This is a genomic window from Streptomyces sparsogenes subsp. cuspidosporus, from assembly GCF_039532705.1.
GTDB classification, from domain to species: Bacteria; Actinomycetota; Actinomycetes; order Streptomycetales; family Streptomycetaceae; genus Streptomyces; species Streptomyces sparsogenes.
The window spans coordinates 104923-128671 of sequence record NZ_BAAASD010000009.1 but is presented as its reverse complement, the minus strand read 5'-3'; the positions used below and the strand labels follow the sequence as shown (position 1 = coordinate 128671).

Sequence of the window (23749 nt, the reverse complement as noted above, 5' to 3'; positions counted from 1 at the left end):
GGAGGCCGATTTTTTGCGCGCGAACCGGCGAACGCGCCCGACCCCGTGAAGGCCGATGGGCCGCGCTCCGGGAGAGGGAGCGCGGCCCACGGCGCCGCTGGCTCAGGCTGTGCCGACGACCTGGGTTCAGCCGGAGGCCAGCGAGCAGCCCGCCAGGGCGTCGAGACCAGAGGGGGCGGTCGCGCCCTGGCGGGAGATCGAGATGCGGATGCGGTCGATCGTGGAGGCGCGCTTGTCCTTCAGCGGCCCGAGGATGGCGTTCTGGACGAAGTTCGGCCCGCCCTGGCCCACGGAGGAGGCCAGGCGCTTGTTGGCCTCGTCGAGCTGGGTTTGCAGCAGCGCGATGTTGCGGTCCACCTCGGCCTGGGCGGCCGCGGGCACCGCGCCGATCTTCGAGGCGACGTCCGGGCAGCTGATCGACTGGGCGGAGCCCGACCCGGCCCCCGAGCCGGCCCCCGAACCGTCCTGCGCGCCGCCCTCCCCGCCGGAGCCCGGCGCCGAGGGCGCGGCCGTAGCCGGGGCGGAGCCGCCCGCGCCCGTGCCGGAGCCCGCGCCCGTGCCCAGGGAGCACGCGGCGAGCGCGTCCAGCCCCTGCGGTTTCCCGGCATGGCGGCCGATGGAGATCGCGATGCGGTCCAGGGTGGACTTGCGCTTGTCCTTCAGCGGCCCGAGGATCGCGTTCTGGACGAAGTTCGGGCCGCCCTGCCCCTGGGAGGTCGCCAGGCGCTTGTTGGCCTCGTCGAGCTGCGTCTGCAGCAGGGCCAGGTTGCGGTCCACCTCCGCCTTCGCCTGGGCGGGGATCTCGGGGAGGGAGCCCGTCACCTCGGGGCAGCTGATGGTGGACGCGGCTTTGGTGCTCGCCTTGTCGCTCGTTCCCGAGCCGTCCTGCCCGGCCATGGCGGCTCCCACCGCGACGGCCGTGCAGGTGATACCGCCGATCACACCGGCGGCAAGGACTCGCCGACGGTGCAGTAACGGAAGGCCACGGGACATCTGATCACCTCGTGAGGTCACAAACAGCACGGTCTACTGGTCGCGCCCCGTCCTGCCCCTGCTCCGGGTCGCGCAAGGTCTCGCGCCCCTCAGTACGGGTGGGGTGACGGCTGTGTTCAACGAGTTCCGGGAAAAACTCCAGGGGGCCCGGGAGCCAGGCTCCCGGGCCCCCTGAGGGATGTCTTGTGGCTCGGACGGCGACGGGTGCGCGCGGCGGGCGCTCAGCGCACCTCGCTGATCTCCGGCCCGCGCTGCAGCCGGTCGGCGCCGCCCGCGAACCGCGAGCCCTGCGCCTCCTCCTGCTGCACCCCGTCGGGCACCATCTGCGCGTCCTCCGGCAGCTTCAGGACGATCGGGTCGCGGGGGGCCATCGGGCCCTCGCCGCGCACCACGACCGTGTCCCGGAAGATCGCCTCCAGCAGGCTGCCCGTCTCGGGCTGCACCGCGCCCTGCCCGGAGATCACACCGCGCAGGAACCAGCGCGGGCCGTCCACGCCGACGAAGCGGACGACCTGCACGCCGTTCTTGCCGTCCGGCAGCTGCACCGGCACCTGGGCGCGCAGCTCCCAGCCGAGTGGCCCCTCGACCTCGTCGACGACCCCGCCCTGCTGGGTGATGCCGGTGGCGATCTCGTCGCGCACCTCGGCCCAGATGCCTTCCTTCTTGGGGGCGGCGAACGCCTGGAGCTGAACGGCGCTGTCCCGCAGGACCACGGTCGCGGCGACGATCGCGTCGCCCGCGACCTCCACCCGCAGCTCCATGCCCTCCACACCTGGCACGAACAGGCCGCCCAGGTCCACCCGGCCCTCGCCGGGCTCGCGCACCTCGGATACGTCCCACGGCCCGTCGGGGCGCGGCGCCGGGGGCAGGCTCACCCTCTCGGCGACGGCGTCCGGTTCGGAGTCCGCGGCGTCCGCGTCCTCGGCGTTCTCGGCGTTTTCGGCCAACTCGTCGGAGGCCACGTCGAGCGGCTCGACGTCCTCCTTGCGCTTGCGGCGACGTCCGAACACGTCATCGTCCTTCCCGGTCGGAACCGACCGAAGCGTATCCATTCCCACCCGTTGAACCGTCCACGGCGGCATGGCCGCCGGTGGACCCGAAGCCCCCGTCGGCCCGCGCCGAACCGGGAAGCTCCGCCACCTCGTGGAAGCGCACCTTCTCGACCTGCTGGACGATCAGCTGGGCGACCCGGTCCATGCGCTCGAACCGCACGGTCTCGCGCGGGTCCAGGTTGACCACGATCACCTTGATTTCTCCACGGTACCCGGCATCGATGGTCCCGGGGGCATTCACCATGGCGACTCCGCAGCGGGCGGCGAGTCCGGACCTCGGATGCACGAAGGCGGCATACCCGTCGGGGAGCGCGATAGACACTCCGGTCGGCAGCACCGCGCGCTCTCCGGGGGCGAGCTCCGCCGCCTGTGTGGTGACGAGGTCGGCACCCGCGTCGCCGGGGTGGGCGTACACGGGGATCGGCACCTCGGGATCCACCCTGCGGATCAACACATCTACGGGCGTCACGGTCACGCCTTGCCCCTTCGTCTTCACCATCGCGTTCGTTTCTCGCAACGGCTGACCTTACCCGCGCGCGAGGCGCCGTTCGGCGGCCATGCCAAGCTTGAGCCCATGCAGCCTTACGAAGAACGCCTGACCGCACCCCGTTCATGGTGGTTCATCGCTTTTCTGGTCGGGGTCGCGACGGCGCTGATCCTGCTGCCCTTCGGGACGCTGCCGATGCTCGGGGGCCTGATCGGCGGGGCGGCGGCCGCGGCCGTCGTGGTGAGCGCCTACGGCTCGGTGCGGGTCCGGGTGGTCGCGGGCTCGCTGGTCGCCGGCGACGCGAAGATCCCCGTGTCGGCACTGGGGACGGCCCATGTGCTGGACCGCGACGAGGCGGCCGCCTGGCGCACCTACAAGGCCGATCCGCGGGCGTTCATGCTGCTGCGCAGCTACATCCCGACGGCGCTGCGGGTGGAGGTCACCGACCCCGAGGACCCGACGCCGTACGTCTATCTCTCGACCCGCGATCCCGAGGCGCTGGCCGCCGCGCTCGGGGCCGTACGGGCCCAGTAGGCCGGGACGGGCCGGCAAGTCCGGGGCAGGCTAGGCCTGCAGCGGTGGGAGCGCGCCCCAGGGCACCTGGCGGGTGCGCAGGTCCTTGCGGATCTTCCGGGCGAGCTTGTGGGTGTCGCGCCGGTTCAGCGCCGCGCCCACGGCCGCGCCGATCATGAAGGGCGCGAGGGACGGCAGATTGCGGAAGCTGCGCTTGAGGACCTGTTGGCGCAGCTCGCGCTTCATCTGGACGCCGAGCGCGGTGTTCACAGTCGCCGGTACGGCGGCGTCGATGCCGCGCTCCTGGGCCCACGCCCCGAGGTAGGCGATCGCGCGCTGGCGGACGGTGCCGGGCGCGCGCATCCCGTAGACCTCATGCAGCTCGGCGATGAGCTTGATCTCTATCGAGGCGACCCCGATGATCTCGGCGGCCAGCTCGGTGGGCATGGCGGGCGGGGCCGGCAGCATCGCCGCGGCGCCGACGCCCGCGCCCACGGTGGAGGTGCCGTTCGCGGCACCGGCCACCAGTTTGTCCGCGATCTCCTCCGGGCCGAGCCCAGGGAACTGCTCGCGCAGCGCGGCGAGGTCGCGGACCGGGATCCGCGGAGCGTTCGCGACGATCCGATCGGCGACCGCGTGGACCCCCGCTCTCGCGCGCTCGCCGCCCTTGCGTGCGCTCCGGCCGACAGCGGCCGCGAGCGAGGCCATCCGGCCTCGCTCGACGTGCGCGTCGGTCACGTCGCCGTGCTCCGCTTCCACGCCGGACCCGCGGCTTACGCCGCGCAGTCGCGGCAGATCGGCTGGCCGTTCTTGGTCTCGGTGGCCAGCTGACTGCGGTGGTGCACGAGGAAGCAGCTCATGCAGGTGAACTCGTCGGCCTGGCGGGGCAGCACCCGCACGGACAGCTCCTCGTTGGAGAGGTCCGCGCCGGGCAGCTCCAGGCCCTCGGCCTGCTCGAACTCGTCCACGTCGACCGTCGACGCGGACTTGTCGTTCCGCCGGGCCTTCAGCTCCTCGATGCTGTCCTCGTTGACGTCGTCATCGGTCTTGCGTGGGGTGTCGTAATCCGTTGCCATGTCGCTCTCCCCCTCTGGGTGTCTGTGGTGTCTCAGCGCACGTAACGCGTGAGAGGCCGGACTTGTGCCCGACCCGAGGCGGAGATTTTGCCTCACATCAAGGTCTGTTACTCAATCGACACCCAACCGCACCCCTGAAGAGGTGATCGGCTTGGATGGCGATCGGGACCGTACACGGTCCGGAAGTCGCACGCACATGCGCCCTCACGTGTACTTCCCGTGATCACGACCCCCGGAAACCCGGACTTTCCCGGCTTTCCGCCAGTCGCGACGATCACAGTGCGTATATGGCTTGAAATTCGCCCATGTGATCGATCACACAGGATACAGGCGGGGGTCGGATCGCCAAAATTCCTCCCAAAGCGAACAAGCGCGCGGTCGTGCCACGGATCTTCTCCAGCGGTTCCGCCGGACCTCGAAGCCCGGTTCCGCCGGACCTCAGAGCGGCAGGACCACGCGCATGACCAGGCCTCCGCCCTCCCGGGGCTCCGCGGTGATCCGGCCGCCGTGGGCGCGGGCCACCGAGCGGGCGATCGACAGGCCGAGGCCGACGCCCTTGTCGCTGCCCGTGCGCTCGGTGCGCAGCCTGCGGAAGGGCTCGAAGATGTTGTCCAGCTCGTACGCCGGGACCACGGGGCCGGTATTCGACACCACCAGCACCGCCTGCCCCTCCCGCGCCTCGGTGGTCACCTCGACCCAGCCGTCCTCGGAGATGTTGTACCGCACCGCGTTCTGGATGAGGTTCAGCGCGATCCGCTCCAGCAGCACCCCGTTGCCCTGGACCACCACGGGCGCGCGCACCCCCCGCACCGTCACGCCCTTGTCCTGCGCCTCCGTACGCACCTGCTCCAGCGCCTGGGAGGCGACCTCGGCGAGGTCCACGGGCTTGCGGTCGACGATCTCGTTGTCGCTGCGGGCGAGCAGCAGCAGGCCCTCCACCAGCTGCTCGCTGCGCTCGTTGGTGGCCAGCAGCGTCTTGCCCAGCTGGGCCAGCTCGGGGGACGCCTGCGGGTCGGAGAGCTGCACCTCCAGCAGGGTGCGGTTGATCGCCAGCGGGGTGCGCAGCTCGTGCGAGGCGTTGGCGACGAACCGCTGCTGGGCGGTGAACGCGCGGTCCAGGCGCTCCAGCATCTCGTCGAAGGTGTCGGCCAGCTCCTTCAGCTCGTCGTCCGGGCCGTCCAGCTCGATCCGGCGCGACAGGTCCGAGCCCGCGACCTGGCGCGCGGTGCGGGTGATCCGGCCCAGCGGCGAGAGCACCCGCCCGGCCATGGCATAGCCGAACGCGAAGGCCAGCACGGCCAGGCCCAGCAGCGCCAGCAGCGACCGGCGCAGCAGCGCGTCCAGGGCGAGGGAGCGCTGGTGGTTCATGCACCGCGTCACCGCCTCGTTGAACAGCGTGGTGCTGCCCTGGCTGGGCAGATCACAGGTGCGGTCGGTGAGGGTGTAGTCCATCTTGATGATCTGGAAAGGGAGCTTGCTGCTCCCCTGCAGGACGTCCGCCGCCAGCAGGTAGATGATCGTCAGCAGTACCACGCCGGCGATCAGGAACATCCCGCCGTACAGCAGGGTGAGCCGTATCCGGATGGTGGGGCGCAGCCAGGGCCGCGGGCTCGACAGCGGCCGCGGGTCCCAGCTGGGCTTGGGCGGTGCGCTGGGCGGGAGTGGGGTCGTGGCCATGCCCGGTCAGATCCGGTAGCCGGAGCCGGGCACGGTGACGATCACCGCGGGCTCGCCGAGCTTGCGGCGCAGCGTCATGACCGTGACCCGGACCACGTTGGTGAACGGGTCGGTGTTCTCGTCCCAGGCCTTCTCCAGCAGCTGCTCGGCGGAGACGACGGCGCCCTCGCTGCGCATGAGGACCTCGAGCACCGCGAACTCCTTGGGCGCCAGCTGCACCTCCCGGCCGTCCCGGAACACCTCGCGGCGGTTGGGGTCCAGCTTGATCCCGGCGCGCTCCAGGACGGGCGGCAGGGCGACGGTGGTACGGCGGCCGAGCGCCCGCACCCGGGCGATCAGCTCGCTGAAGGCGAAGGGCTTGGGCAGGTAGTCGTCCGCGCCGATCTCCAGGCCCTCGACGCGGTCGCTGACGTCACCGGAGGCGGTGAGCATCAGGACGCGGGTGGGCATGCCGAGCTCGACCAGCTTGCGGCACACGTCGTCGCCGTGGACCAGCGGCAGGTCGCGGTCGAGGACGACCACGTCGTAGTCGTTGACCGCGATGCGTTCCAGCGCGGCGGCCCCGTCGTACACGACGTCGACGGCCATGGCCTCCCGGCGCAGTCCGGTGGCCACCGCATCGGCGAGCAGCTGCTCGTCCTCGACGACGAGTACACGCACTTTCGTGAGTCCTTCCCTCGGTGCCCTGGGCCTTGCCTCGGTGCCCTGGGGGCGCGGTCCGGCCGGGCTCGGTCGGCGCCCGGCGCCTCCATCCTGCCTCGAAGTCTCATAAACCGGCGGTAAGGGGGATTCGGAGGGGACTGTTCAAGATTCTTTTTCGGCGGAGGTTTCCGCTTGGTGGGGGGTGGGGAGGACGACTGCACACCCGATCACGCCCTGTATGTGGCACCCCGCAAACCTCTTTGCCATCGACAGGGACCACGCACGTGATCGTCCACCCGTCGGCACACCCCCGTGCCACCGACCCACGACGAGGGGGCGCACATGGACGCGTTCACCGCAGGCATTCTGCAGCGTATAGAGACCACCAAGTCCGACCTCACCCGCGCCCGTGAGACGGGCGACGACTTCCTGGCCGATGTCGAGCTGTCGGAGCTGGAAGACCTCCGCCGACTGGCCGCCGAGCACGGCGTGGAGGTCGGCGCGATCGCCTGACGGCGGTCCTCCGGCACCCGCGCTCACCGAACCCGCGGCGCCCCGGCTGCCCTTGTGGCACCGGGGCGCCGCTCTGTCGAGAGGGCGCCGCGGACCGGGATCGGCGGGCGCTCTCGCCACCCGCCGTCAGTCGTGCCAGGCGCCCAGCTCGTCCAGGAGCCGCTGGAGCGGCTCGAAGAGGCCGGGAGGCGCGGCGACGGTGAGCTCGCCCGACGCCGGGACCCCCGGGCGGCCCCCGGTCAGCGCGCCCGCCTCGCGGGCTATCAGCACCCCGGCCGCGAAGTCCCACGGGTTCAGCCCGCGCTCGTAGTAGCCGTCGAGCCGGCCGCACGCCACATCGCACAGGTCGATGGCGGCCGACCCGCCGCGCCGGATGTCGCGCACCGTGGGCAGCAGCGCGCGCACCACCTCGGCCTGGCCGACGCGCCGCTCGGTGCGGTAGCCGAAGCCGGTGCCGACGAGCGCCTGGTCCAGCGCGGGCGCGGGGCGGCAGCGCAGCCGCTCCCGGGGCTCCTCCCGCTCCCCTCCGGGCACGCCGAGGTAGGCGCCGCCGCCGAGGACCGCGTGGTACGTCTCGCGGCGCATCGGGGCGGTCACGACGCCCACGACCGTCTCGCCGTCCCGCTCGGCGGCGATGCTCACGGCCCAGGACGGCAGGCCGTACAGGTAGTTGACCGTGCCGTCGATCGGGTCGATCACCCAGCGCACCCCGCTGCTGCCCTCGGTGCTCGCGCCCTCCTCCCCCAGCACGCCGTCGTCCGGGCGGCGCTCGGCGAGGAAGTCCGTGATCAGCTTCTCGGCGGCCAGGTCCATCTCGGTGACCACGTCGATGGGGCTGGTCTTCGTGGCGGCCACGCCCAGGTCGGCCGGGCGGCCGTCGCGGAGCAGCTCTCCTGCCCGGCGGGCGGCCTCCAGGGCCACATCGAGGAGTTCGGTGGTGAGCGGGTCGGTCATGGTGCTCCTTAGGGCGTGCGGGTTGAGGCGGGCGGGCCGTGCCGTCCCCGCCCCGGGCTTGGCGCGCTGCGGTGCGCGGGCTTGCCTCTCGCGCCGCGCGGCAGGGCCCGCGCGGTGCCCCCGGGACACGCTCGGCCGCTCTCCGGGGGCGGGGCGGTGGCGGCTCAGTCCTCTCCCGCGGCGGCGGGCCGCGGCGCCCGGGCCGGGCAGCAGCCCGCCGGGCACAGGTCGTGGCTCGGGCCGAGCGCGCCCAGCGCGCAGCGCGTCGGCGGCGCCGCCTCCAGCCCGGCGGTGAAGCGCTCGGCGGCCGCGCGCTCCAGCACCAGCTCGCGCACCGCCGCGGCGAAGCGCGGGTCCGCGCCCACCGTCGAGGCGCGCGCGACCGGCAGCCCCAGCTCCTCGGCCTTGGCCGCCGCCTCCGTGTCGAGGTCGTACTTGACCTCCATGTGGTCGGAGACGAAGCCGATCGGGACCATCACGGCGGCGGGGGCGCCCGCGCCGTGCAGCTCCTCCAGGTGGTCGCAGATGTCCGGCTCCAGCCAGGGGATGTGCGGGGCGCCGCTGCGCGACTGGTAGACCAGGCGCCAGGGGTGCTCCACCCCGGTCTCCTCGCGCACCGCGCCGGCGACCAGCCGGGCCACGTCGAGGTGCTGGGCGACGTACGCCCCACCGTCCCCGTGGTCCCGCGGCGGGCCGGAGGTGTCGGCGGAGGCGGTCGGGATGGAGTGGGTGGTGAAGGCGAGGTGCGCCCCCGCGCGCACCGGCTCGGGCAGCTCGGCGAGCGCGGCCAGCGTCGCGTCGACCATGGGCCGCACGAAGCCGGGGTGGTTGAAGTAGTGCCGCAGCTTGTCGACGCGCGGCGGCTCCAGGCCCTCCGCCTCGAGCGCGGCGATCGCGTCGGCGAGGTTCTCGCGGTACTGGCGGCAGCCGGAGTACGAGGCGTAGGCGCTGGTGGCCAGCACCAGGACGCGGCGGCGACCGTCCGCGGCCATCTCGCGCAGGGTGTCGGTCAGATAGGGCGCCCAGTTGCGATTGCCCCAGTAGACCGGCAGGTCCAGGCCGTGCTCGGCGAAGTCCTTGCGCAGCGCCTGGAGCAGCTCGCGGTTCTGCGCGTTGATCGGGCTGACGCCGCCGAAGAGGAAGTAGTGCCGGCCCACTTCCTTCAGGCGCTCGCGGGGGATGCCGCGGCCTCGCGTCACGTTCTCCAGGAACGGCACCACGTCGTCGGGGCCCTCCGGGCCGCCGAAGGAGAGCAGCAGCAGTGCGTCGTACGGAGCGGAAGACCGGGCGGAGGATGGCTGAGCTGACTGTTCCGGCATGTCCCCGATCCTGCCACCCGGCACTGACCGGCGGGAAATGCACCTGCGCCGCCCTGTGGATGGCCGTAATCTGTCTCAGCGTCTACGTTCCTTACCCGCCCGTCTGCATGCCCCGCGGAGCCCACCCGTGCCCAGTCCCGGCCCTTATCGCGCGATCTTCTCCGCCCCCGGCACCAAGGGTTTCTCCGCCGCGGGGTTCCCGGGCCGGCTGACGATCTCGATGACCTCCATCGGCGTGGTCACCATGATCTCCGGGATCACGGGCCGGTACGGGCTGGCGGGCGCCGTCTCGGCCGCGCTCTCGATCTCCTCGGCCGCTTTGGGCCCCCAGGTCTCCCGGCTGGTGGACCGGCACGGCCAGCGCCGGGTGCTGCGCCCGGCCACGCTCGTCGCGCTCATCGCCATCACCGGGCTGCTGCTGAGCGCGCATCTGCGCTGGCCGGACTGGACGCTGTTCGCGTTCGCCGCGGCGGCCGGCTGTGTGCCGAGCGTCGGGGCGATGGTGCGGGCCCGCTGGGCGGCGATCTACCGCGACGCCCCGAGTCGGCTGCACGCCGCGTACGCCTTCGAGTCCGTCGTCGACGAGGTCTGCTTCATCGTCGGCCCGATCCTGTCCGTCGGGCTGTCCACCGCCTGGTTCCCGGAGGCGGGCCCCTTGCTGGCCGGCTGCTTCCTCGCGGTCGGGGTGCTGGCGCTGACCGCACAGCGCGCCACCGAGCCGGTGCCGCATCCGCGCGAGCACCACACCGGCGGCTCGGCGCTGCGCTCGGTCGGCCTGCTGACGCTGGTGACCGCCTTCTCCGCGGTCGGCGCGCTCTTCGGCGCGATCGACGTGGTGACGGTGGCCTTCGCCGAGGAGCAGGGCCACAAGGCGGCGGCGAGCGTGGTGCTGGCCATCTACGCGGCGGGTTCCTGCCTGGCCGGCGCGGTCTTCGGGCTGCTGCGCCTCACGGGCTCCGCGCCCCGGAGGTGGCTGCTGGGTGTCTGTGCGATCGCCGTGAGTATGATCCCCCTCCAACTGGTCGGGAACCTTTCGTTTCTGGCCGTGGCGCTCTTCGTCGCGGGCCTGGCCGTCGCACCGACGATGGTCACCACCATGGCCCTGGTCGAACAGCTCGTGCCACGCGCGAAACTGACCGAGGGCATGACCTGGGTGAGCACCGGGCTCTCGGTGGGGGTGGCGCTCGGCTCGTCGGCCGCCGGATGGGTGGTCGACGCCGCCGGGGCCCGCGCGGGGTACGCGGTGCCGGCCGTGGCCGGGGCGTCCGCGGCGGCGGTGGCGTTCCTCGGGTACCGCCGGCTGCTGCCGGCGCCACAGCGGGAGGGGTCGGGTACGGATGGCCGTAGGGACCATGAGGACCAACCGGAACGGCGTGTGGCGTAACTGGGCGGGGAACGTGGTCGCCCGGCCGGCCCGCTCCATCGCCCCCTCGTCGACCGCGGAGCTCGCCGAGGCGGTGCGCCGGGCGGCCGAGGAGGGCCTGCGGGTGAAGGCGGTGGGCACCGGCCACTCCTTCACGGCCGCGGCCGCCACGGACGGGCTGCTGATACGTCCCGAGCGGCTGGCCGGGGTCCGGGAGATCGACCGGGAGGCGGGCACGGTCACCGTGGCGGCCGGCACCCCGCTGTGGCAGCTCAACCAGACCCTGGCGGCGCACGGCCTGTCGCTGACCAATATGGGCGACATCATGGAGCAGACGGTGGCCGGGGCCACCGCCACCGGGACCCACGGGACCGGCCGTGCCAGCGCCTCGATCGCCGCCCAGATCAGACGTCTGGAGCTGGTGACCGCGGACGGCTCGGTGCTGCGCTGCTCGGACCGGGAGAACCCGGAGGTCTTCTCCGCCGCCCGGATCGGACTCGGCGCGCTGGGCGTGGTCAGCGCGATCACCTTCGCCGTGGAGCCGGAGTTCCTGCTCACCGCGCGCGAGGAACCCATGCCGTTCGACCGGGTCATGGCGGAGTTCGACCAACTCGTAGCGGAGAACGAACACTTCGAGTTCTACTGGTTCCCCCACACCAGCAACTGCAACACCAAGCGCAACAACCGCACCAGCGGACCCGCCGCCCCACTCGGCCGGGTGAGCGGCTGGGTGGACGACGAACTGCTGTCCAACGGCGTCTTCCAGCTGGCCTGCACGGTCGGCCGGGCGGTCCCCGCGGCCATCCCCGGCATCGCCAAGATCTCCAGCCGCGCGCTGTCGGCCCGCACGTACACGGACATCCCTTACAAAGTCTTCACCAGTCCGCGCCGGGTCCGCTTCGTGGAGATGGAGTACGCGGTGCCGCGCGAGGCCGCGGTCGCGGCGCTGCGCGAGCTGAAGGCGACCGTGGAGCGGTCCGGTCTGAAGGTCAGCTTCCCGGTGGAGGTGCGGACCGCGCCGGCCGACGACATCCCGCTGTCCACCGCCTCCGGCCGGGACACCGCCTACATAGCGGTGCACCTGTACCGGGGCACCCCGCACCGGGCGTACTTCACGGCGGCGGAGCAGATCATGACCGCGCACGGCGGGCGCCCGCACTGGGGCAAGCTGCACAGCCGTGACGCCGCGTACCTGGCCGACGTCTACCCGCGGTTCGGGGAGTTCACCGCGATCCGCGACCGGCTCGACCCGGACCGGCTGTTCGGCAACGACTATCTGCGGCGGGTACTGGGAGGCTGACCGCACATTCGTTCCCCTCCGCGCCCCACCCAGAAGGGAAGCGAGCAAAAACGAAGTAGATCGTTCCGTTTCTGTCGATCATGTGAAACTTGCCACCCACATCACGCCCGCCGCCGCCCGGTTCAAGGTCCACAAGGCCCCCGCGACGAGAACTTGGCTGGCGCGCCGCTCCACCTGAGCGGCCCGAATGGAGTACTGTGGCGATCCCTGGCCCCGCTTTCCCGTCCGGCCGCCCGGACCCAACGGGAGGGGCCAAAAGGCGGCAACTCAACCGGCGGCGCCGCGACATGACATGGGGATCGCTGCCCCGAGCGACGGCGCCGTCGTTTTGGGCTGCAAACAGGTCACCGTGCCATAACGGCGGATCGGGGCGCAGGCCCGACACGCCGGGCAACTCGGCAAAGTTGTGGCAGGCTGCACCCGGGCAGGCCACACTCGTCTAGCGGGAGAGCAGCGACGCAACCGTGACGTCGGCAGGCACCACCCGGGAGGTCCCCATGCCCGAACTGCGTGTCGTGGCCGTCAGCAACGACGGCACACGGCTGGTGCTCAAGGCTGCGGACAGCACGGAGTACACACTTCCCATCGACGAGCGTCTGCGCGCCGCGGTGCGCAACGACCGCGCTCGGCTCGGCCAGATCGAGATCGAGGTCGAGAGCCATCTGCGGCCGCGCGACATCCAGGCCCGTATACGCGCCGGCGCCTCGGCCGAAGAGGTCGCGCAGATGGCGGGCATCCCCGTCGACCGCGTGCGCCGCTTCGAGGGTCCGGTGCTCGCGGAGCGCGCCTTCATGGCCGAGCGCGCCCGCAAGACCCCCGTGCGCCGCCCCGGCGAGAACGCCGGGCCCCAGCTCGGCGAGGCCGTCGCGGAGCGGCTGCTGCTGCGGGGCGCGGAGAAGGACACCACGCAGTGGGACTCCTGGCGGCGCGACGACGGCACCTGGGAGGTGCTGCTGGTCTACCGCGTGGCCGGGGAGCCGCACTCGGCCAGCTGGACCTACGACCCGCCCCGGCGACTCGTCCAGGCCGTGGACGACGAGGCCCGGGCGCTGATCGGCGAGGCCGACGACACGCCCGAGCCGAGCTTCCCGTTCGTGCCGCGGATCGCCCGGCTGCCGCGCGACCGTGACCGGGACCGGGATCGGCAGGGTCTGTCCGAGCGCGGCGACGGCGAGGCCGACTCCTCGTCGGCGTCCGCCTCGGTGGACGACGGCCTCGGCGGCGAGCGGGACTCGCTCACCAGCCTGCTGGAGGCCGTGCCGAACTTCCGGGGCGACATGATCGTGCCGGAGTCGCCGGGCGGCTCCTCCGGGGCGGACGAGCCCGCCGAGGAGCCGGAGCCCGTCGAGCCCCCGGCCCCCGCGCCCGCGGCCAGCGCCGGCTCGGCGTACGCGGACGTCCTGATGCCCCGTTCGGTCGCCGGCCACCGCGAGCGGCTGACCGGCACGACGGACCGTCAGGCGGAGGCCGACGGGGTACGCCCGGGCCGCCGGGCGGCCGTGCCCAGCTGGGACGAGATCGTCTTCGGCACCCGCCGCAAGAAACAGGAGTAGCGCCCGCAGGCCTTTCTCGGGGCTGGGCCCGGCCGTCGGTTGCGACGGCCGGGCCCAGCCCTGTCGGCAGGCGAGGTCAGCCGCGGTCGGGGCCGGTGGCCACGGGGCGGGCGGGGTCGGCGGTCCACTCGCTCCAGGAGCCGACGTACAGGGCGGCCGGGATGCCCGCGACCGCCAGCGCCAGCACCTGGTGGGCCGCCGAGACGCCGGAACCGCAGTAGACGCCGACCTCGGCGTCCGCCGTGGCGCCGAGGCCCGCGAAGCGTTCGGCCAGCTGTTCGGCGGGCAGCAGCAGGCCGCCCGGGGCGACGTTCTCGGTGGTCGGCGCCGAGACCGCCCCCGGGATGTGGCCGGCCACCGGGTCGATCGGCTCCACCTCGCCCCGGTACCGCTCGGCCGCCCGCGCGTCCAGCAGCAGCCCGCGCCGGGCGAGCGCCGCCGCGCCGTCCGCGTCCAGCAGCGGCAGGGCCCCGGGGCGCGGCTCGAAGTCGCCCTCGGGGAGCGCGGTGGCCTCGGTGGTCAGCGGACCGCCGGCCTCGGTCCAGGCGGCCAGGCCGCCGTCGAGGACGCGCACGGACGGATGGCCGGCCCAGCGCAGCAGCCACCACGCGCGCGCCGCGGCCCACCCCTGCCCGCCGTCGTACGCCACCACGCGCCGGTCCCCGCGGACCCCGGCCCGGCGCATCGCGGCGGCGAAGACGGACAGCTCGGGCAGCGGATGGCGCCCCGCGGGGCCCGGGGGGGCGGCGAGCTCGCTCTCCAGGTCGACATAGACCGCGCCGGGGAGGTGCCCGGCCTCATAGGCGGGGCGGCCGGGCGGGCCGCCGAGCTGGTAGCGGACGTCCAGGAGGAGCGGGGGCCGCTCCCCCGCCAGTTCGTCCATGAGATCGGATGCGGTGACGATGGCATTCATGGGCACCATCCTTGCGTAGACGCGTCTCCGACGATTGACCCACCCGATCACCCGTCGTACAGCTGACAGACATCTCTTGGCCATGGCCCGGATACGGATGCGGGGCTGAAAAGCGGGCATGGTCCTGCTGGGAGCCGCGAATTGCGGCGCGGCCCGGGCGCGCGTTGCGACAGGTGGTGCGAATATCTGTCCGGCGCCCCCCACCACCGCCCCCGCGCACCCGCGCGCCGGCCGGAGCCGCACGGACACCACATTGGTCCGAGGAGAGAGTGACGATGACCGAGGCAGCGACTCGGCGCCCACCGGGCACGCCCTGTTGGACGAGCCTGATGGTGCACAGCCTGGCCGCGACGCAGGACTTCTACCACGCCTTGTTCGGCTGGGAGTTCAGCCCGGGGCCGCAGCACCTGGGACCGTACGTACGCGCGCGGATCGGCGACCTGCCGGTCGCCGGACTGGGCGAGATGCCGCCGGAGCGCCACCTGCCGGTCGCCTGGACGATGTATCTGGCCTCCGACGACGCCGACGAGACGGCCGAGCTGATCCGCGCCTGCGGCGGCACCGTGGCCGTGGGCCCGCTGGACGCGGGCGAGGCGGGCCGGATGGCCCTCGCCGCCGACCCGGAGGGCGCCACCTTCGGCGTGTGGCAGGCGCGGGAGCACCTGGGCGCCGAGGAGATCGGGGCGCCGGGCTCCCCCGTGTGGCACGAGTTGATCACCCGTGACTCCTCCGTCAGCAAGTTCTACGACACGGTCTTCGGCTGCGACAGTGAGCCCTGGTCCGGGGAAGGCCCCGGACCGGCCGCCGACGACCACGGATCCGATGTGACGACCCTGCGGGTGGCGGGGCGGCCGGTGGCCGCGATCCACGGCGTGGGCGGCGCGCTGCCGCGCGACCGGGGCCCGCACTGGCGGACCTGCTTCGCGGTGACGGACGTGGACAAGGCGGCCCGCCAGGTCGCCGAGTTGGGCGGCTACGTGGTCCTCCCGCCGCGCGACGGCGCGACGGGGCGTACGGCCACCGTCACGGACCCCGAGGGCGCGGCCTTCACCCTGGTGGGCACGGACGGGGTGAAGGCCGGCTAGGGAGCGGCCTGGGGCGTGTCCGAGGAGTCGCGGGGCGCGGGCGCGTTTGGGGCGGGGGGCGAGGTCGCCGGGTCGACGGGGAGGACGTCCGGCGAGAGCGCGGCGGCGCGAGCGGCGGCGGCCGTCATGCGGCGCCGGTGGTGGCGTCGGCACAGCACCTCGTAACCCACCTCGGCCCCGGGCCGGTTGACATCGCCGATGACGACCTGCGCGCCCTCGACCACCATCCGGCCGCCGACGGTCCGGGCGTTGTGCGTGGCGCGGGCCCCGCACCAGCACAACGCCTCGACCTGGAGCACCTCGATCCGGTCCGCGAGCTCGACCAGGCGCTGCGAGCCGGGGAAGAGCTTGCTGCGGAAGTCGGTGGTGATGCCGAAGGCGAAGACGTCGAGCCCCAGGTCGTCCACGACGCTGGCGAGCTGGTCGATCTGGGACGGGGCGAGGAACTGCGCCTCGTCCACGATCACATAGTCGGCGCGGCCCCCGGCCGTGAGGATCCCGACCACATGGGCGTAGAAGTCGAGGTCGTCGCCGGCCTCCACGGCCTCGGTGACCAGCCCGAGCCGCGAGGAGAGCTTGCCCCGGCCCGCCCGGTCGTCCCGGGTGTAGATCATGCCCTGCAGGCCGCGCGCCGAGCGGTTGTGCTCGATCTGCAGAGCGAGGGTGCTCTTTCCGCAGTCCATGGTTCCGGAGAAGAACACCAGCTCGGGCATGGGGCGGCGAGACCTTTCGGACAGGGCGGACGGGAGGGACGGGCTGACAGGAGGAACGGGCCGGGCCGGGAGGACAGGCGGGGGCGGGACGGTTCAGGAGCGTACTTCGAGGAGCGGGACGAGCTGCTCGACGGGGGTCATCGAGCCGTGCAGCCCCACCATCGCCGACTCCTTCGGCTCGGTCCGCGACGCGACGATCGCGACGTCCGCGCTGGCGGCGGCCACCACATCGCCGATCCGCCGGTACACCCGCTCATCGACGCCGCCGCCGTCCCCGGGCCGCCCGAACCAGCCGGCCTCGATGGCCTCGTCCCGGCTCGCCACCCACATCCGCTCGCCGAGCACATCGCGCCACACCGCGAGCACATCGCTCGCGGCGCCGGGGACCGCGTACACATGGCGGGCGCGGCCCTCGCCGCCCAACAGGGCGACGCCGGCCCGCAGCTCCCAGTCCTCGTCGAAGTCGATCCGGGACTCCGGGTCGAAGGGGAGGTCGATCATGCCGTGGTCGGCGGTGATGTACAGGGCGGCGCGGGGCGGCAGTTGCTCGGCGAGGCGCTGGGCGAGCCCGTCCACATAGCGCAGCTGGGCACGCCACTCGTCGGAGTCGACGCCGAAGCGGTGGCCCTTGCCGTCGACTTCGCTGTAGTACGTGTAGACCAGCGAGCGGTCGCCGGCGGCCAGCTGCTCGGCCGCGAGGTCCATGCGCTCCTCGCCGGTCAGCCGGCCGTGGAAGGTGCCGCCGCTGAGCGCGACCTTCGTGAGCGGGGTCTCGGCGAAGGTGGGCGCGGAGACCTGGCAGGTGTGCACGCCCGCCGCGTCGGCCAGTTGGAAGACGGTGGGGTACGGCTGCCAGGCGTGCGGGTCCGTCCACGGCTGCCAGCGCAGCTGGTTCATCAGCTGCCCGGTGGCGGGGTCGGCCACCGTGTAGCCCGGCAGGCCATGGGCGCCGGGCGGCAGGCCCGTGCCGACGGAGGCCAGCGAGGTCGCGGTGGTGGAGGGGAAGCCCGCGGTGAGGGGCGCGCCGGTGCCGCCCAGGGAGCCGGCCAGCAGCGAGGTCAGAAAGGGCGCCTCGGCGGGGTGGGCGCGCAGCAGCTCCCAGCCGAGGCCGTCGATCAGGAACACGCACACGCGGTCGGCGGGCGCGAGGGCCAGGCCCGAGGTCAGGCCGGGGACGCCCTGGCCCGCGGCGACGGCGGGCAGCAGATCGGCGAGCGAGCCCGTGCCGTAGCGGGGCACGGGGGCGGAGCGGGGGTCGAGCGGCACGGGCTCGGGCTCATGCCATCGGGAGGCGGTGGCGGAGCCGGCGGTGGAGTCGGACATCAGCGGCCGGCGTCCGGCGTGTCCGCGGTGGCTTCCGAGAGCGACTGGGCGAAGGCGAGGGTCTGCCGGACGCTGTCGGGGCCGTCGCCCGCCTCGCTGACCCTCAGGCTCAGGTCGTCGGCGGTGGAGGAGCCGGTGTAGCCGTGGTCGGCCTCGCAGTTGGGGTCACCGCAGGCGGCGGGCTCGAGATCCAGGCGGTTGACGGCGCCCCAGCCGATGGTGAGGACCACCTCGCGGGGCAGCGTGCCGGGGGTGTACGACTCGGGGTTGGCCACGACCCGGCTGAGCACCACCGAGGAGATCCGCTGGAGCTTCACGGACTCGGTGGAGGTCGTGGCGTACGGCGACGGGGAGGTGCCGTCGGCGGCCTGCTCGTCGGTGTGGCTGACGATGAAACGGGTGCCGGTCAGGACGAGGACCGTGACATGGCGGCGGACCTCGTTGGAGTCGAAGGTGGTCTCCTGGTGGACCAGATACGAGACGACCGGCTCGCCGCCCACCGCGGCCTCCACCGCTTCGGCCACGAGTGCCGGGTAATAGCCGCTGCGCTCGATCGCCGCGCGCAGCCCCTGGGTCGTCGTACCGGTCTTCGCCATGTCCCCATCCTACGGGCCCGCACCGACACCGGCGCCCACGACGGCGGGGGGTCAGTAGCTGGGCAGGTGGCGGGGGCCGAGGTCGGTGCGCGGGGGCGGCGGGGCCAGCCGGACGGCCGCGCCGAGCACGGACAGGCCGCGCGGGGCGACCACGACCGGTTCGAGGTCGACGGCGACCACCTCGGGATGGTCGTCCACCATGCGGGACACGCGGAGCAGGAGTTCTTCGAGCGCCGCGGTGTCGACGGGCCGGGAGCCGCGCCAGCCGAACAGCAGCGGCGCGGTCCTGATGGATCGGACCAGCTCGGCGGCGTCCCGGTCGGTGGCCGGGACGAGCCGGTGGGCGGTGTCGCCGAGCAGCTCGGAGGGGGCTCCGGCGAGCCCGAAGGAGAGCACCGCCCCGGCGGCGGGGTCGATGGCGGCCCGTACGACGGTGTCGACGCCGCGCGGGGCCATCCGCTGCACGACGAGCCGCAGCTCTTCGGGGGCGCCCAAGTAGCCGGTCAATTCGGCGTAGGCGCGGCGCAGTTCCGCCTCGCCGCCGAGGTCGAGCCGTACACCGCCGAGGTCGGCGCGGTGGCGCAGGTGAGGGGCGGTGGTCTTGAGGGCGACGGGGAAGCCGAGCCTGGTCGCGGCCCGTACGGCGGCGTCCGGGTCGGGGGCGGGGAGCGCGGGCAGCACGCTGACGCCGTAGCGGGCGAGGAGGCGCTGCGCGTCGGGGGCGGAGAGGGTGACGGGGTGCGGGGCCGGGGGGACGTCGGACGAGAGGCCGGACGGGGGCTCGGGCGGGAGGTCATCGGCGGGGGCGAGCAGCACGTCGATGTCGGCCGCGGCGCCCGCCTCGTCGATGTCCTCGTACTCGGGGACCCGCCCGGGCTCCTCGGCCTGCCGGCGCCACCGGGCGTACCCGACGGCCTCGGCCAGGGCGCGTACGGCCCGCTCGGCGGCCGGGTAGGCGGGGATCCGCGGGGCCGGGAAGGGCGCGTCGCCACCATCACAGCCGTCCCCGCCGGGACCGGCGCCGGGATCGGGGGCGGCGGGGGCGGGGGCGGCCAGGGCCTCGGCCAGCCCCGGGATCTCCAGGTGGACCACCGCCACCGGCTTGGCCGCCCCGCGCGCCGCGGCCTCGGCGGCCGCCCCGCGCACGGCCCCGGCCAGCTCGGCCGCCGCGGCGTCGCCGACCCAGGGGATGGCGGTGACGACCACGGCGTCGCACGCGTCGTCGGTGAGCACCTGGGCGAGGGCGTGCCGGAAGTCGTCGGGGGTGGCGGCGGTGGTCAGGTCGCGTGGCGGCAGCGGGCGCAGCCCGTCGGTGAGACAGGCGTCGTAGGTGAGCAGCCCCAGGGAGTCGGAGTTGCCCAGGATGGCGACGCGCGGGCCCTCGGGGAGCGGCTGGGAGGACAGCAGCAGCCCGACGTCGACCAGTTCGGTGATCGTGCCGACGCGGATGACGCCGGCCTGCCGCAGCAGGGCGGAGACGGTGGCGTCCGGAATGCCGGTCGCGGGGACGGCGTGGCCGGTGGGGGCGCTGCCGCTGTGCCGGGCGCCCTTGACGACCACGACCGGCTTGACCTGGGCGGTGCGCTTGGCGAGCCGGGTGAACTTGCGGGGGTTGCCGATGGACTCGAGGTACATCAGGGCGACGTCCGTCCGCGGGTCGTCGTACCAGTACTGGAGGAGGTCGTTGCCGGAGAGGTCGGCGCGGTTGCCGGCGGAGATGAAGGTGGAGACGCCCGCGATGCCCGCCCCGCGCCGGTCGAGACCGGACAGCAGCGCGATGCCTATCGCCCCGGACTGGGTGAACAGGCCGAGCCGGCCGGGGGCGGGCAGCCGTGGTGAGAGGGAGGCGTTCAGCCGCACGCCGTCGGCGGTGTTGATGATGCCGAAGGCGTTGGGGCCGATGACCCGCATGCCGTGGGTGCGCGCCTGGCGGACCAGCTCGCGCTGCCGGTCGCGGCCCTCGGGCCCGCTCTCGGCGTAGCCGGCGGAGACCACGACGAGGCCCTGGACGCCGTGCTCGCCGCAGTCCGCGACCACGGAGGGCACCTGGTCGGCAGGGACGGCGACGACGGCGAGGTCGACCGGGCCGTCGATCTCGCGGATCGAGCGGTGGGCGGGGACGCCCTCGGGGTCCAGCCGCTCCTGGCCCTGCGGGAAGGCCCGGTTGACGGCGTACAGGGGCCCGGCGAAGCCGTCGTCGAGGAGGTTGCGCAGCACCGCGCGGCCGACGCCGCCGGGGGCGCGGCCGGCGCCGATGACGGCGACCGAGCCCGGGGCGAGCAGCCTGTGTACGGAGCGGGCCTCGGCGCGCTGCTCGCGGGCGCGCATGACGGCCAGCGAGCGGTCGGTGGGTTCGAGGTCGAACTCCAGGCGGACCACGCCGTCCTCGAAGCTGCGCTTCTGGGTGTAGCCCGCGTCCGTGAACACCTTGATCATCTTGGTGTTGGCGGGCAGCACCTCGGCGGCGAAGCGGCGGATCCCGCGCTCGCGGGCCACGGCGGCGATGTGTTCGAGCAGGGCGGAGGCCACGCCGCGCCCCTGGTGAGCATCCTGGACGAGGAAGGCGACCTCGGCCTCGTCGGCCGGGCCCGTGGCGGGCAGTCCCCCGCCGTCGATCCGGTCGTAGCGGACGGTGGCGATGAACTCGTCCCCGATCGTCGCGGCCAGGCCCACCCGGTCGACGTAGTCGTGGTGCGTGAAGCGGTGGACGTCGCGGTCGGAGAGCCGGGGGTAGGGCGCGAAGAAGCGGTAGTACTTGGACTCGTCGGAGACCCGCTCGTAGAAGCTGACCAGGCGCCCCGCGTCGGCGGGGGTGATGGGGCGGATCTGGGCGGTGCCGCCGTCGCGGAGGACCACGTCGGCCTCCCAGTGGGCCGGGTAGGCGTGGGTGTCGGACGGGAGCCGCATGAGGGCCAGCCTACGGCCGTCGGACGGGGGTCCGAATGGTGGACGCCCTTGCGTGGGGAGGAGGTGTCGGGGGAAGGTCCGTATCGGGCCCGTACGGGCACGCCCGGACTCACTCGGGCACCGTTCGGGCATAATAAGACAACGACACTCGTGTGATATTGGTCTAGACAACAGCAACCCCGCACCTGAAGGGCAACACCATGGCTGAGCGCCGCGTCAACATCGGCTGGGCCGAGGGGCTGCACGCCCGCCCCGCGTCGATCTTCGTCCGGGCGGCCACCGCCGCCGGCGTCCCCATCACGATCGCCAAGGCCGGCGGCGCCCCGGTGAACGCCGCCTCCATGCTCGCGGTGCTCGGCCTGGGCGCCCAGGGCGGCGAGGAGGTCGTCCTCGCCTCCGAGGCCGAGGACGCCGAGGTCGCGCTCGACCGCCTGGCCAAGCTGGTCGCGGAGGGGCTGGAGGAGCTTCCGGAGACCGTCTGAGCGAAGGCGCGTTTCCTCGCCATCTCCGCGCGGCGCGGCCGCGGTGACCCGTCCCGGGTGGCCGCGGCCGCGTTTTTCATGCTTTCCGCCGCCCGCCGGAGCGGGGCAGAAATTCAGGGCACCAATGCGGGACGGTGACACGGGACGGCAATGCGGGGCAGCGATACAGGCCGGCGATACAGGCCGACAATGCGGGGCGGTAATCCCCATCATTTTTATAGGGGGCCGCTGTTAATTCCGGAGGCCCGTCGTGTTGACGGGAGGTTTCGAAGTCCTCACACCGGGGGCGGGGCGGCGCAGCCGGTATTCCGACATCGAGCGCTCGGCGTGCGCCGCGGCGAGCGCCCGCGCGCGGTCGGCGTCGCCGCGCGCCACGGCGTCCACCAGCGCGCCGTGCTCGCCCCAGGACTCGACGGCCCGGGACGAGAAGTCGGGGCGCGGGGCGCCCCCCGGGGCGGGCGGCGCGGCCCGGCGGGCCGGTTCCACCGTGTACACCCAGGCGATCTTGCGCCGCAGCTGTACCAGCAGCCCGGCCAGGCTCGGGGTGCCGGAGGCCTGGGCCAGCGTCTCGTGGAACCAGTCGCTCAGCGCCCGCAGCTCGCCCAACTGGCCGTGCCGGGCCCGCTCCTGGCCGAGCCGGACCAGGCCGCGCAGCACCTTCAGATGCGCCTCGGTGCGGCGCTGGGCCGCCCGCGCGGCGCCCAGCGGCTCCAGCAGCGCGCGGATGTCCAGCAGGTCGGCGGCCTCCCGCTCGGACGGCTGCGCGACACACGCGCCCGCGTGCCTGCGGGTGGTCACGAAGCCCTCCGACTCCAGCGTGCGCAGCGCCTCGCGCACGGGCACCCGGGAGACGCCGTAGCGCCGGGCGAGGAGGTCCTCGATCAGCCGGCTGCCCGGCGCGAAGGTGCCGGAGACGATGTCGTCGCGGATCGCCGTACACACCGCGTGCGCCGAAATTCGGCGACCTCCCTGGATCGCGGTCGTATCGCCGTTCACTTCCGGTCCCGCATCGTCGAACCTCCGCCTTAATCTCCGCGAAACGCAGCCGATTGACGCGTATTCAGCGACTCTATTCGAAGCGGCTTCGTTTTCCGACCGGCGGGAGGATTTCATGGAAATTTTTTGGCCAGGGCGGGCGGGTATGCCGAAGGCCCCCGGTCCGCTGGACCGGGGGCCTTCGTGGCGTCGGTGGGCCTGCGCCTGGCGGATGGCGCGCCTGTCAGATGTTGACGCCGTGCGAGCGCAGGTAGGCGACGGGGTCGATGTCCGAGCCGTAGTCGGGGCTGGTGCGGGCCTCGAAGTGCAGATGCGGCCCGGTCACATTGCCCGTGTCGCCGGACAGCCCGATCTGCTGGCCGGGGGTGACGGTCTGGCCCACGGAGACGCCGATGGACGACAGGTGGCCGTACTGGGTGTAGGTGCCGTCGTTCATCTTGATCACGACGTTGTTGCCGTACGCGCCGCCCCAGCCGGCCTCGACGACGGTGCCGGAGCCCACGGAGTGCACCGGGGTCCCGGTCGCGGCGTGGAAGTCCACCCCGGTGTGGCTGCCGGAGGACCACAGGCCGCTGGAGGACTGGTAGCTGGTGGAGACGTACGAGCCGGTGACCGGCAGCACGAACGTGTTCAGCCGCTTGCGCTCGGCCTCGCGCGCGGCCCGCTCCTTGGCCTCGCGCTCCTGCTTGGCCTTCTTCGCGGCCGCCTCGGCCTTCCGCTTGGCCTCGGCCGCCTGCCTCGCGGCCTCCTTGCGAGCCTGGGCCTGCGCGGCCGCCTTGGCGGCGGCCTCGTCGGCGGCGCTCTGCTGGGTCTGTGCCTGGGCCGCGACCTGGTCGGCGAGTTCACCGCCGATGGCGACGGCCTGGCGCAGCCCGGTGTCCTCGGCGGTGAGGCCGTCGTCCGTCGCGGCGAGGGCCGGGGCGGCGAGACCGGCCACCACGCCGGTGGCGGCAAGGGTGGCTATGCCCGCGAGGTTCGCGCCGGAGCGGACGGCGCGGGGGGCGCGACTGGGTCGGCGGTGCTTCCCGGTGGCACGGGTGAACGCCATCGTGTGGCGCACTCCTTTCCTTCCTTCTCGCCTACCGGGTTAGCTGTCGGGTTCGGAGCAGGAAGGTCTCCTACGGGCCCCTCGTCCCTCGCGGGGAGGTCACCCGATTCACCCCTGGGAATCGCCCCTCGGACGCCGCGGACGGCGCCGGGCGAGGCTGGTTCCCCGGCTCCCCTGGCTCGCGCCGTACGGGGACTCGGCGATGGTTGCCCGTGCCGCGGGTGCGGCGTGGCTCGGGCGGACA

General features: G+C 73.5%; 23 protein-coding genes and 1 riboswitch. Of the genes, 7 read left to right on the top strand and 16 right to left on the bottom strand.

The window, feature by feature from the left end:
• Positions 1–126 precede the first annotated feature (126 nt).
• The 3 genes from ABFY07_RS14180 to dut all read right to left on the bottom strand — a co-directional run bounded on the left by ABFY07_RS14180 (position 127) and on the right by dut (position 2520).
• Entirely contained in the window at positions 127–993 is an 867-nt protein-coding gene (locus ABFY07_RS14180) for a hypothetical protein (protein ID WP_346174837.1), read from the bottom strand.
• Between the two features lie 221 nt (positions 994–1214).
• Complete coding sequence (locus ABFY07_RS14175; RefSeq protein ID WP_065965399.1) at positions 1215–2003, bottom strand: DUF3710 domain-containing protein; 789 nt, start codon at positions 2001–2003, stop codon at positions 1215–1217.
• Position 2004: 1 nt separating this feature from the next.
• Positions 2005–2520: a dUTP diphosphatase gene (dut, locus tag ABFY07_RS14170; protein ID WP_346174836.1), complete on the bottom strand. Its 516-nt coding sequence runs from the start codon at positions 2518–2520 to the stop codon at positions 2005–2007.
• A gap of 99 nt (positions 2521–2619) precedes the next feature.
• On the opposite strand from dut, the gene ABFY07_RS14165 reads away from it, so the two are divergent.
• Positions 2620–3066, top strand: a complete 447-nt coding sequence (locus tag ABFY07_RS14165) for a DUF3093 domain-containing protein (protein WP_346174835.1) — start codon at positions 2620–2622, stop codon at positions 3064–3066.
• 30 nt (positions 3067–3096) lie between these two features.
• Here ABFY07_RS14165 and ABFY07_RS14160 read toward each other — a convergent pair whose 3' ends face one another.
• The 4 genes from ABFY07_RS14160 to ABFY07_RS14145 all read right to left on the bottom strand — a co-directional run bounded on the left by ABFY07_RS14160 (position 3097) and on the right by ABFY07_RS14145 (position 6458).
• A complete protein-coding gene (locus ABFY07_RS14160; protein ID WP_428836926.1) occupies positions 3097–3909 on the bottom strand; it encodes a hypothetical protein in 813 nt (270 codons plus the stop codon).
• Positions 3819–4121 (bottom strand): DUF4193 domain-containing protein, encoded by a 303-nt coding sequence (locus ABFY07_RS14155; protein ID WP_065965396.1) that lies wholly within the window; start codon positions 4119–4121, stop codon positions 3819–3821. Before ABFY07_RS14155 ends, ABFY07_RS14160 begins: the two co-directional genes overlap by 91 nt.
• A 438-nt stretch (positions 4122–4559) precedes the next feature.
• On the bottom strand, positions 4560–5798 hold the full coding sequence (locus ABFY07_RS14150; RefSeq protein WP_346174834.1) for a sensor histidine kinase: 1239 nt from the start codon (positions 5796–5798) through the stop codon (positions 4560–4562).
• Positions 5799–5804: 6 nt separating this feature from the next.
• Positions 5805–6458, bottom strand: coding sequence for a response regulator transcription factor (locus ABFY07_RS14145; RefSeq protein ID WP_065965394.1), 654 nt, complete (start codon positions 6456–6458; stop codon positions 5805–5807).
• A gap of 324 nt (positions 6459–6782) precedes the next feature.
• On the opposite strand from ABFY07_RS14145, the gene ABFY07_RS14140 reads away from it, so the two are divergent.
• Positions 6783–6953, top strand: a complete 171-nt coding sequence (locus ABFY07_RS14140; RefSeq protein WP_170066589.1) for a hypothetical protein — start codon at positions 6783–6785, stop codon at positions 6951–6953.
• 126 nt (positions 6954–7079) lie between these two features.
• On the opposite strand, the gene ABFY07_RS14135 is transcribed toward ABFY07_RS14140, so the two are convergent.
• Positions 7080–7907 (bottom strand): inositol monophosphatase family protein, encoded by an 828-nt coding sequence (locus ABFY07_RS14135; protein ID WP_346174833.1) that lies wholly within the window; start codon positions 7905–7907, stop codon positions 7080–7082.
• Between the two features lie 164 nt (positions 7908–8071).
• Positions 8072–9226, bottom strand: a complete 1155-nt coding sequence (locus ABFY07_RS14130; RefSeq protein WP_346174832.1) for a ferrochelatase — start codon at positions 9224–9226, stop codon at positions 8072–8074.
• A gap of 127 nt (positions 9227–9353) precedes the next feature.
• Here ABFY07_RS14130 and ABFY07_RS14125 point away from each other — a divergent pair, with 127 nt between their 5' ends.
• The 3 genes from ABFY07_RS14125 (at position 9354) to sepH (ending at position 13442) form a co-directional block, all read left to right on the top strand.
• The gene (locus tag ABFY07_RS14125; RefSeq protein WP_346174831.1) at positions 9354–10610 is read left to right on the top strand and encodes an MFS transporter; all 1257 of its coding nucleotides are present in this window, start codon (positions 9354–9356) and stop codon (positions 10608–10610) included.
• Entirely contained in the window at positions 10564–11889 is a 1326-nt protein-coding gene (locus ABFY07_RS14120) for a D-arabinono-1,4-lactone oxidase (RefSeq protein ID WP_428836924.1), read from the top strand. The genes ABFY07_RS14125 and ABFY07_RS14120 overlap by 47 nt, the downstream gene beginning before the upstream one ends.
• Positions 11890–12353: 464 nt before the next feature.
• A complete protein-coding gene (gene sepH / locus ABFY07_RS14115; RefSeq protein ID WP_428836923.1) occupies positions 12354–13442 on the top strand; it encodes a septation protein SepH in 1089 nt (362 codons plus the stop codon).
• Between the two features lie 76 nt (positions 13443–13518).
• On the opposite strand, the gene ABFY07_RS14110 is transcribed toward sepH, so the two are convergent.
• The gene (locus tag ABFY07_RS14110; protein WP_346174828.1) at positions 13519–14355 is read right to left on the bottom strand and encodes a sulfurtransferase; all 837 of its coding nucleotides are present in this window, start codon (positions 14353–14355) and stop codon (positions 13519–13521) included.
• A gap of 275 nt (positions 14356–14630) precedes the next feature.
• Between ABFY07_RS14110 and ABFY07_RS14105 the strand changes: the two genes are divergently transcribed.
• Positions 14631–15440, top strand: coding sequence for a VOC family protein (locus ABFY07_RS14105; RefSeq protein WP_346174827.1), 810 nt, complete (start codon positions 14631–14633; stop codon positions 15438–15440).
• Here the strand turns inward: ABFY07_RS14105 and ABFY07_RS14100 are convergent.
• From ABFY07_RS14100 to ABFY07_RS14085, 4 genes are all read right to left on the bottom strand, one after another.
• Positions 15437–16153 (bottom strand): thymidine kinase, encoded by a 717-nt coding sequence (locus ABFY07_RS14100; protein WP_346174826.1) that lies wholly within the window; start codon positions 16151–16153, stop codon positions 15437–15439. The genes ABFY07_RS14105 and ABFY07_RS14100 overlap by 4 nt on opposite strands.
• Positions 16154–16246: 93 nt before the next feature.
• Complete coding sequence (locus tag ABFY07_RS14095) at positions 16247–17476, bottom strand: alkaline phosphatase family protein (protein WP_346174825.1); 1230 nt, start codon at positions 17474–17476, stop codon at positions 16247–16249.
• Positions 17476–18072 (bottom strand): DUF5998 family protein, encoded by a 597-nt coding sequence (locus ABFY07_RS14090; RefSeq protein WP_065965384.1) that lies wholly within the window; start codon positions 18070–18072, stop codon positions 17476–17478. The genes ABFY07_RS14095 and ABFY07_RS14090 overlap by 1 nt, the downstream gene beginning before the upstream one ends.
• A 51-nt stretch (positions 18073–18123) precedes the next feature.
• Positions 18124–20979 carry a bifunctional acetate--CoA ligase family protein/GNAT family N-acetyltransferase gene (locus tag ABFY07_RS14085; protein WP_346174824.1) on the bottom strand — a complete coding sequence of 952 codons (2856 nt, stop codon included), beginning with the start codon at positions 20977–20979 and terminating at the stop codon, positions 18124–18126.
• A 200-nt stretch (positions 20980–21179) separates the two neighbouring features.
• Between ABFY07_RS14085 and ABFY07_RS14080 the strand changes: the two genes are divergently transcribed.
• Complete coding sequence (locus tag ABFY07_RS14080) at positions 21180–21461, top strand: HPr family phosphocarrier protein (protein ID WP_065965382.1); 282 nt, start codon at positions 21180–21182, stop codon at positions 21459–21461.
• Between the two features lie 231 nt (positions 21462–21692).
• On the opposite strand, the gene ABFY07_RS14075 is transcribed toward ABFY07_RS14080, so the two are convergent.
• Positions 21693–22403 (bottom strand): GntR family transcriptional regulator, encoded by a 711-nt coding sequence (locus ABFY07_RS14075; RefSeq protein WP_346174823.1) that lies wholly within the window; start codon positions 22401–22403, stop codon positions 21693–21695.
• Positions 22404–22680: 277 nt separating this feature from the next.
• Positions 22681–23505: a M23 family metallopeptidase gene (locus ABFY07_RS14070; protein WP_346174822.1), complete on the bottom strand. Its 825-nt coding sequence runs from the start codon at positions 23503–23505 to the stop codon at positions 22681–22683.
• A 14-nt stretch (positions 23506–23519) separates the two neighbouring features.
• A riboswitch (cyclic di-AMP (ydaO/yuaA leader) is annotated at positions 23520–23717 on the bottom strand.
• Positions 23718–23749 lie beyond the last annotated feature (32 nt).

Excerpts from the sequence above, each read along its gene's own strand:
- ABFY07_RS14180 (WP_346174837.1), bottom strand. The coding sequence starts at position 993 with ATGTCCCGTGGCCTTCCGTTACTGCACCGTCGGCGAGTCCTTGCCGCC.
- ABFY07_RS14165 (WP_346174835.1), top strand. The coding sequence starts at position 2,620 with ATGCAGCCTTACGAAGAACGCCTGACCGCACCCCGTTCATGGTGGTTC.
- ABFY07_RS14155 (WP_065965396.1), bottom strand. The coding sequence starts at position 4,121 with ATGGCAACGGATTACGACACCCCACGCAAGACCGATGACGACGTCAAC.
- ABFY07_RS14150 (WP_346174834.1), bottom strand. The coding sequence starts at position 5,798 with ATGGCCACGACCCCACTCCCGCCCAGCGCACCGCCCAAGCCCAGCTGG.
- ABFY07_RS14140 (WP_170066589.1), top strand. The coding sequence starts at position 6,783 with ATGGACGCGTTCACCGCAGGCATTCTGCAGCGTATAGAGACCACCAAG.
- ABFY07_RS14135 (WP_346174833.1), bottom strand. The coding sequence starts at position 7,907 with ATGACCGACCCGCTCACCACCGAACTCCTCGATGTGGCCCTGGAGGCC.
- ABFY07_RS14130 (WP_346174832.1), bottom strand. The coding sequence starts at position 9,226 with ATGCCGGAACAGTCAGCTCAGCCATCCTCCGCCCGGTCTTCCGCTCCG.
- ABFY07_RS14120 (WP_428836924.1), top strand. The coding sequence starts at position 10,564 with ATGGCCGTAGGGACCATGAGGACCAACCGGAACGGCGTGTGGCGTAAC.
- ABFY07_RS14110 (WP_346174828.1), bottom strand. The coding sequence starts at position 14,355 with ATGAATGCCATCGTCACCGCATCCGATCTCATGGACGAACTGGCGGGG.
- ABFY07_RS14105 (WP_346174827.1), top strand. The coding sequence starts at position 14,631 with ATGACCGAGGCAGCGACTCGGCGCCCACCGGGCACGCCCTGTTGGACG.
- ABFY07_RS14100 (WP_346174826.1), bottom strand. The coding sequence starts at position 16,153 with ATGCCCGAGCTGGTGTTCTTCTCCGGAACCATGGACTGCGGAAAGAGC.
- ABFY07_RS14095 (WP_346174825.1), bottom strand. The coding sequence starts at position 17,476 with ATGTCCGACTCCACCGCCGGCTCCGCCACCGCCTCCCGATGGCATGAG.
- ABFY07_RS14090 (WP_065965384.1), bottom strand. The coding sequence starts at position 18,072 with ATGGCGAAGACCGGTACGACGACCCAGGGGCTGCGCGCGGCGATCGAG.
- ABFY07_RS14085 (WP_346174824.1), bottom strand. The coding sequence starts at position 20,979 with ATGCGGCTCCCGTCCGACACCCACGCCTACCCGGCCCACTGGGAGGCC.
- ABFY07_RS14080 (WP_065965382.1), top strand. The coding sequence starts at position 21,180 with ATGGCTGAGCGCCGCGTCAACATCGGCTGGGCCGAGGGGCTGCACGCC.
- ABFY07_RS14070 (WP_346174822.1), bottom strand. The coding sequence starts at position 23,505 with ATGGCGTTCACCCGTGCCACCGGGAAGCACCGCCGACCCAGTCGCGCC.